The organism is Comamonas sp. B-9, from assembly GCF_000410635.1.
Classification (GTDB): Bacteria; Pseudomonadota; Gammaproteobacteria; order Burkholderiales; family Burkholderiaceae_C; genus Comamonas.
In genome coordinates this window covers 1-6939 of the sequence record NZ_KE148555.1, presented here as the reverse complement: position 1 = coordinate 6939, position 6939 = coordinate 1, and the positions used below count along the sequence as shown (strand labels likewise).

Sequence of the window (6939 nt, the reverse complement as noted above, 5' to 3'; positions counted from 1 at the left end):
GTTCAGCAGCGCGTGCTTGGTCCAGTAGTGGAAGTGCTCCGTCAAACGGTAGGTCGTGCCCACATGCGGGAATTCGTCCGCCTTGCCGAAGGTCTCCCAGATGGCCGGGAAGACGCGGGCGGCCGGGTTGCTGACCGCCTTGTCGTTCTTCGGGTACATCGGGTTGTAGCCCAGCGGGTTGTCGAATGCCTCGTAGTGCGTCGGGAACGGACCTTCGTTCATGCCCTTGCGGGCAAAGAAGCGCGCCACCCCTTCAGGGTTCATGATGAACGGACCGGTGCCGGTCTCGGGCTTGATGGTCGGGCCGTAGTCGGGTACATCCGCGCCGCCCCAGGTCGAGCCATTCCACTTGACCAAGGTCCGGTTCGGGTTGAAAGGCTTGCCTTCCAGATCCGCCGATGCGCGGTTGTACAGCACGCGGCGGTTGGCCGGCCAGGCCCAGGCCCAGTTCAGCGTGTTGCCGATACCGGTCGGGTCGCTGTTGTCGCGGCGGCCCATCTGGTTGCCCGCCTCGGTCCAGCTGCCCGCCCAGATCCAGCAGCCACTCATCGTGGAGCCATCGTCACGCAGCTCGCCAAAACCGGACAGCTGCTGGCCGGCAGGGCGCAGCACCTTGCCGTCGGACGCCGTGAGGTCGGTCAGTGCGCGGCCGTTGTACTCCTTGGCAATCTCTTCGGACGAAGGGTGCGCTGGCTGCGCATAAGGCCACCACAGGTTCTGGATCGGATCGGGGAACTTGCCGCCGTCCTTCTGGTAGGCCGCCTTCATGCGCAGGTGCAGGGCCGACATGATCGCGATGTCGGTCTTGGCTTCACCGGGCGGCTCGGAGGCCTTCCAGTGCCACTGCAGCACACGCGAGGAGCTCACGACCGCGCCATCCTCTTCAGCGAAGCAGGTGGTGGGCAGGCGGAACACCTCGGTCTGCACCGATGCGGTGTCGATGTCGTTGTACTCGCCGTAGTTCTTCCAGAACTCCGAGGTCTCGGTGGCCAGCGGGTCCATGATCACCAGGAACTTGAGCTTGGCCAGCCCGTCGCGCACACGGCTCTTGTTGGACAGCGCCGCCAGCGGGTTGAAGCCCTGGGCGATGTAGCCGTTGACCTTGCCTTCGTTCATCAGCTCGAAAATCTGCAGCATGTCGTACTGCTTGTCGAGCTTGGGCAGGTAGTCATAGGCCCAGTTGTTGTCCTTGGTCGCAGCCGGTCCCCAGAAAGCCTTCATCAGGCTCACATGGAACTTGGGGTAGTTCTGCCAGTAGCTCATCTGGTTGGCACGCAAAGGCTTTTGCGTGCGCGCGTCGATGTACTTCTGGTAGTCCTGCTCACCCTGGTTGGCCAGCGTCAGGTAGCCGGGCAGTGCGTTGGACAGCAGGCCCAGGTCGGTCAGGCCCTGGATGTTGGAGTGACCGCGCAAGGCGTTCATGCCACCACCGGCGACACCGATATTGCCCAAGAGCAGCTGCACCATGGCGCCGGTGCGCAGGATCTGCGCGCCGATCGAGTGCTGGGTCCAGCCGAGGGCGTACAGGATGGTTGCTGCACGGCCAGCCTCTGCCGTCGATGCAAGCTTTTCGCAGACATGCAGGAACTTGGCCTGGGGCGTGCCGCAGACGCTCTCGACCTTCTCAGGCGTATAGCTGGCGTAGTGGCGCTTGAGCCATTGGTAGACGCAACGCGGGTGCTGCAGGCTCGGGTCGGTCTTGACGTAGCCGTCCTCGCCCAGCTCGTAGTCCCAGCTGGCCTTGTCGTAGGTGCGCTTTTCGGGGTTGTAGCCCGAGAAGATGCCTTCGTCGAACGCAAAGTCTTCCCGCACGATGAACGTGAAGTCGGTGTAGTTGCGCACGTACTCGTGGTGGATCTTGTCATTCGTCAGCAGGTAGTTGATCACACCGCCGAGGAAAACAATGTCCGAACCGGAGCGGATAGGGGCGTAGAAATCCGCCACCGAAGCCGATCGGTTAAAGCGCGGGTCGACCACCATGAAGTGAGCCTTGTTGTGCTCCTTCGCCTCGGTCACCCATTTGAAGCCGCAAGGGTGGGCTTCAGCGGCATTGCCGCCCATGATCAAAATAACGTCCGCGTTCTTGATGTCGACCCAATGGTTCGTCATCGCTCCACGGCCAAACGTCGGGGCAAGACCTGCCACCGTCGGGCCGTGTCAGACACGGGCTTGGTTATCGAACGCCAACATGCCCCAAGAGCGGGCCACTTTGTAGGTGATGTAACCGGCTTCATTGCTGGCAGCCGATGCGGCCAGCATGCCGGTCGAGGTCCAACGGTTCACCGTCAGGCCATCATCGGTCTTCTCCAGGAAGTTCGCGTCGCGATCGTCCTTGAGCAGCTTGGTAATGCGGGTCAGCGCCTCATCCCAGGACAGGCGCTTCCACTCGTTGGAGCCGGGCGCGCGGTATTCGGGGTAGAGCAGGCGGTTGGGGCTGTGGACGATGTCCAGCAGCGATGCGCCCTTGGGGCACAGCGTGCCGCGGTTGACGGGATGGTCGGGATCGCCTTCGACGTGGATCACCGAGAGTTTGGCGTTCTTGCCGCCATCGCCCAGCGAGTACATCAAAATGCCGCAGCCAACAGAGCAATACGTGCAGGTTTGCCGTGTCACTGTGCTGCCGACCAGCTTGTACTGACGGACTCCGGCAAGCGCAGTGGCGGGCGAGAAGCCCATCACTGCCAGGCTGGAACCCGCCAGAGTCGAACCAGTCACTTTCATGAACTGGCGTCTGGAGAATTGCACCATGGGGTGTCCTTTCAATGAAGGATGCTTGTTTTCTATGCTTACGACACAAATTGTAGTCTTCTCCCTCTGAAAGCAGAATAGTTGGGCATTCCGGGTATTCAGCACGTTTGACAAATTGGTAAAAATGCGAGAGAGGCCGTATCTCCGCGAAAAATACCAATACATTTCACAAACTTGCATGAAATTGTGAATAATATGCTTTATGAATTTCTTGCGGCCTGAATCCAAGGGGGAGACCATGGACCACCAAGACGCGGCTGCGCGCCGTCCCTTTTTGCTCTGGGCGCTGTCGGCATCGGCGCTGCTGGCAGGCTGCGGCGCCTCGCCGCCACGCACGGCGCGGCAAGAGGGCGGGCAGCGCACGGCAGGTGGCACAGGTGCATCGCCGCGCGTGGACAGCGGCGTGGTGCCCGTCAACCTGGGCTTGAGCGGTGAGCTGCGCGAGGCGCTTTATGCGCGGGTCATGCTGGTGGTCAACACGCCCTACACCTATGGTGGCAACACACCCGAAGGCGGCTTTGACTGCAGCGGCCTGATCCAGTACGCGATCCAGGGCATCACCACGCGCCGCTTGCCGCGCACCACGGCGCAGTGGGCGGGGGTGAGCGCCGAGATCGACCGGCGTGACCTGCAGCGCGGCGATTTTGTGTTCTTCAACACCATGGGCGGGCGCTATTCGCACATGGGTATCTATGCGGGCAATGCGCAGTTTGTGCATGCGCCGTCGAGCGGCGGCGTGGTCAAGACGGTGAGCCTGGCCAATCCCTATTTCTCGCGCCGCTTTACCGAGGCCCGCACGGTATTTGACGCTTGAGAATATTCATTGCCTGAATAAAACAAGCGGCCACCACCGCTAAAACAAGGTCTGGGGCGGGCTCAACGCCAGGCGTATGCCCCCCAGGGGTGCGAAGCATCCTGCAGCCAGTGCTGCAACTCCTCGGCGCTGATGCTGCGGCCCAGCGCGTCCGAGCGGCCCTTGGCCACCCATTGGGCGCGGCCCTGGATATAGGCGCTGCCCAGCTCCTGCCAGCTGCCAAAGCAATCGCGGGCGCGCGCGGCATTGAGCTGCAGCAGCTGCCACTGCTGCTCGGCGCTGATCCAGCCCAGCATGGCGGCGGTACGCACAAAAAAGCTGGCGCGCACGCAGGCAAAGGCCATCGCGGCGCGGGCGTCGTCCCCCGCCTGCAGCCGCTCCACATCCAGGCACCACCAGCGCGTGCGCATGCGCTCGGGCAGCTGCTGTCGCACCTTGGCATCGTCCAGGTCGGTGCGCAGGCCAAAGGCATGCAAGGCCATGGGCCGCAGCGATGCCGCCAGGCTGCTGGTGGGCGCGGGCATGGCGCTGTCGGCAAAGCCATCCTTGAGCGCATGGAAGGCCATCGGGTGGGCCAGCGCCAGCGCCCAGTTCTGCTCGGGTGTGAGCCGGTAGTGGCCCAGCGGGCCCGAGGGCGCAGGTGCCTGGCTGCCCCATTGCCGGCGAAAGGCCCGCACGCATTGCCACACCAGCCACAGCCCGATGGCTGCCACCAGGATCTGGATCATCGCTGTGCCTCCGGCTGTATGCCCGGTGGCATGTTGGCGGGCATCTTGCCCGCCTGCGCCAGGCTGTAGGCCAGCGCAGGCGGCAGCTGCTGGCCAGCCAGCAGGCTGCTGTCATGTGCGGCGGCCAGCCATTGCACCAGCGGTGAGGCCTGGGGCACATGGGCCAGCAGCCTGGGCTGGCGCTGCCACAGCTGCAAATGCTCAGCCTCGCTGTGCAAGCTCTCCACCGCATGCCAGCTTGCCTGGGCACCGGTGGTGCGCAGCAGGCGCATGCCCAGCGCATCGTCGGGCGTGTCTTCGCTGGTGTTCAGCTGGTTCAAAAAGGCAATGACATCGGCGCGGTAGCGGTCCACCGGCGGGCGGTTTTGCTTGCCCTTGATCTGGTCGATGCGCAGGCGCCCATCGGGCTGCAGCCAGGCATTGATGGTGATGCGCGGCTGGCCCTGGCCGGTGCGGTAGCTGAAGATGCGCATGCGGCCTTGCTCGCAGCCCTCGGCATAGTGCTCGCCATAGCCGCCGCTGAGCTGGCGGCGGTTGGCAAACTGGCCCAGGCAGTGGCGCATCATCTGGCTCTCGTAGGCCATCTCTTCGCGCAGCACGCCGCTGCCGGGCAACAGCTCGACAAATGCGCCCTGGCTGCCTTGCCAAACCGTCTGCACTGCATGGGGCTGGTGCTGGCGCCAACCGGCCAGTTGCTGGGCCTCGAAAGCCTGGTGCTCCTGCGCCCAGCGCTCCAAGGCCTGCGGGCAGTTGATGCGGGCGAGCTTGCCTTCCAGCGAGGTGCCCTGGCGCGACTGCAAAAACTCCAGCAGCTGGCGCTCCAGCGCCAGCACGCTGTCATGGGCAGGGCTGATCCACCACAGCGCCGAATCGGCCTGCGCTGCCTCGGGGCCGGGTTTGCGCGCCAGCAAGGCCAGCGCCCAGGCCGGTGCGCCAGCGGCATAGCGCTGCTGCAGCGCTTCGGTGGTGGTGATGGCCTGTACGGCCTCGGGCGGCGACTGAAGATTGCCCACCAGGTAGCGGTAGAAATGGTTCTGCAGCCAGGCCGCAATCTCGGGCGTGTCGCCGCGCTCGCGGCTGCGCGCGGCGATGCGGGCCTTGAGCTCGGGCGCGTTGACCACATTGCGCGCCAGGTACACCGTGCTTGAGCGCATGGATGGGCTTACCAGAACTTCCACCAGGGTTTGCCGCCGCCCGCGCCAGGCGCTGCGGTGATCAGCTGGGCATGGAGCTTGTCGATCGTGGCCTGCAGCTTCTCGCGCTCGGCCGCGTCATCGGCAGGCGCGCAGGCCAGCGCCTGCTGGTAGATCTGCAAGGCCTGCTGGTCCGTGCCCGAGGTCTGCATCGCGTCGCCTGCGCGGCGCAGCAGGTAGGGGTTCTGGCGCTGTTCCAGCTCAGGCAGCAGCGCTTGCAGGCGCGGCAGCACCTCGACGCCATGGGTAGCCGAGTAGTAGTCGAGCTGGTTGAGCAGGCTGCGCAGATAGTCATAGCGCTCGCTGCGCTGCTCGTCCTCGTCGAGCTGGCTCCACCACTCGTCCAGGCGCTCCAGCCAGATGCTGTTTTCCACATTGCGGTCTTGCTGGTAGAGCGCGTAGGCCACCTTGGGGAAGTAGTCGCAAGGGCTGTGGCGGCTGTAGCCATGGTCCTGGCTGTAGTGCCACAGCTGCTCGGCCGCGGGGATGAGCTGCGCGTAGTTGTCGCTGTCGATATGGGTGGAGACGATGCCGTTGTAGTGCTCGGCAAAGGGGCTGGTCGCGATGCCCTTGGCATGCAGGGCCAGCGCGCCGTCGTAGTTTTCGTCGTTGTAGCGGTACTTGATGGCCAGGTTGTTGCACAGCATTGAGTAGTCGTGCAGGTTGCCATCCTTGTAGCTGCCCTGGCCGGTGGCAAACCAGTGCTCGAAGCGGGCCTGGCCGGTCTCGTAGTAGTGCTTGATCCAGCGCAGCAGCTCGTCGTAGGGCCAGTCGGCGGGCAGCTCTTCGCCCTCGCCGCCAATGGCTTGCATCAGCGCCTCGTCGTCGTCCAGTTGCACGCCCATCGCATAGCACCAGCTGCCGCTGTCGCAGCGGATATAGGGCGACTGCAGCGCGCTGGCCAGGCCCGCCACGCGGGCGCGGCAGACAAACAAACGGTAGGCCAGCTCGCCATTGGCGTACTGGGGGCGCTCGGCCAGGGTTTCCAGGAGCGGCAAGGCCTGCGCATAGTCCTGCTGCTCGAACAGATGGTTACCCTGCAGCAAGCGCCACATCGGGTGGTTGAGCGACTGCTGCTGCACGATGGCGCTGTAGTGCGCAAAGGCCTGCTCGGCATCCATGTCGGCGGGCAGAAACTCAGCGAGGTCCTCGTCCTGCGCGGCGGCCATCAGGGTCAGCGCCCAGTACGGCGCGCCATCCGATTCGCCCAGATGGGCCAGCGCCTGGCGGCAGGCCGCTTCGCGCGATCCGGGGCGGCTGTGCAAGGTGCTCTCAAAGCACATGTGGGCGGCCTCGGGCAGGCGGGCGGCCTGCACCAGCCAGTCGATCAGCAAGGCGCTGCTGCGGTCGTCGCTGTCGCGCACCAGCGCAAAGCGGCCTTCCTGGCCTTTGCTGATGGCGGCATCGAGCGCGCCTTGCTGGTGCAGGCTGCCAGCGGCCAGGCGCGCGAGCTGGG

4 protein-coding genes and 1 pseudogene are annotated in these 6939 nt (G+C 64.6%); 1 reads left to right on the top strand and 4 read right to left on the bottom strand.

All coding sequences use genetic code 11. The features are described 5' to 3' along the window. Nucleotides 1–2748, bottom strand: a 2748-nt coding sequence (fdnG, locus tag H928_RS27100; protein ID WP_239644930.1) for a formate dehydrogenase-N subunit alpha, incomplete at its 3' end; no start/stop codon positions are given. A gap of 238 nt (nt 2749–2986) precedes the next feature. On the opposite strand from fdnG, the gene H928_RS0110405 reads away from it, so the two are divergent. After that, the gene (locus H928_RS0110405; RefSeq protein ID WP_148293121.1) at nt 2987–3562 is read left to right on the top strand and encodes a C40 family peptidase; all 576 of its coding nucleotides are present in this window, start codon (nt 2987–2989) and stop codon (nt 3560–3562) included. Nucleotides 3563–3624: 62 nt separating this feature from the next. On the opposite strand, the gene H928_RS0110400 is transcribed toward H928_RS0110405, so the two are convergent. The 3 genes and pseudogenes from H928_RS0110400 to H928_RS32270 form a co-directional block, all read right to left on the bottom strand. Then, complete coding sequence (locus H928_RS0110400) at nt 3625–4290, bottom strand: DUF1266 domain-containing protein (RefSeq protein ID WP_021026448.1); 666 nt, start codon at nt 4288–4290, stop codon at nt 3625–3627. Beyond that, complete coding sequence (locus H928_RS27095) at nt 4287–5444, bottom strand: hypothetical protein (RefSeq protein ID WP_052329914.1); 1158 nt, start codon at nt 5442–5444, stop codon at nt 4287–4289. Before H928_RS27095 ends, H928_RS0110400 begins: the two co-directional genes overlap by 4 nt. An 8-nt stretch (nt 5445–5452) precedes the next feature. Then, nucleotides 5453–6939: pseudogene (locus H928_RS32270) on the bottom strand (hypothetical protein); the annotation flags it as partial.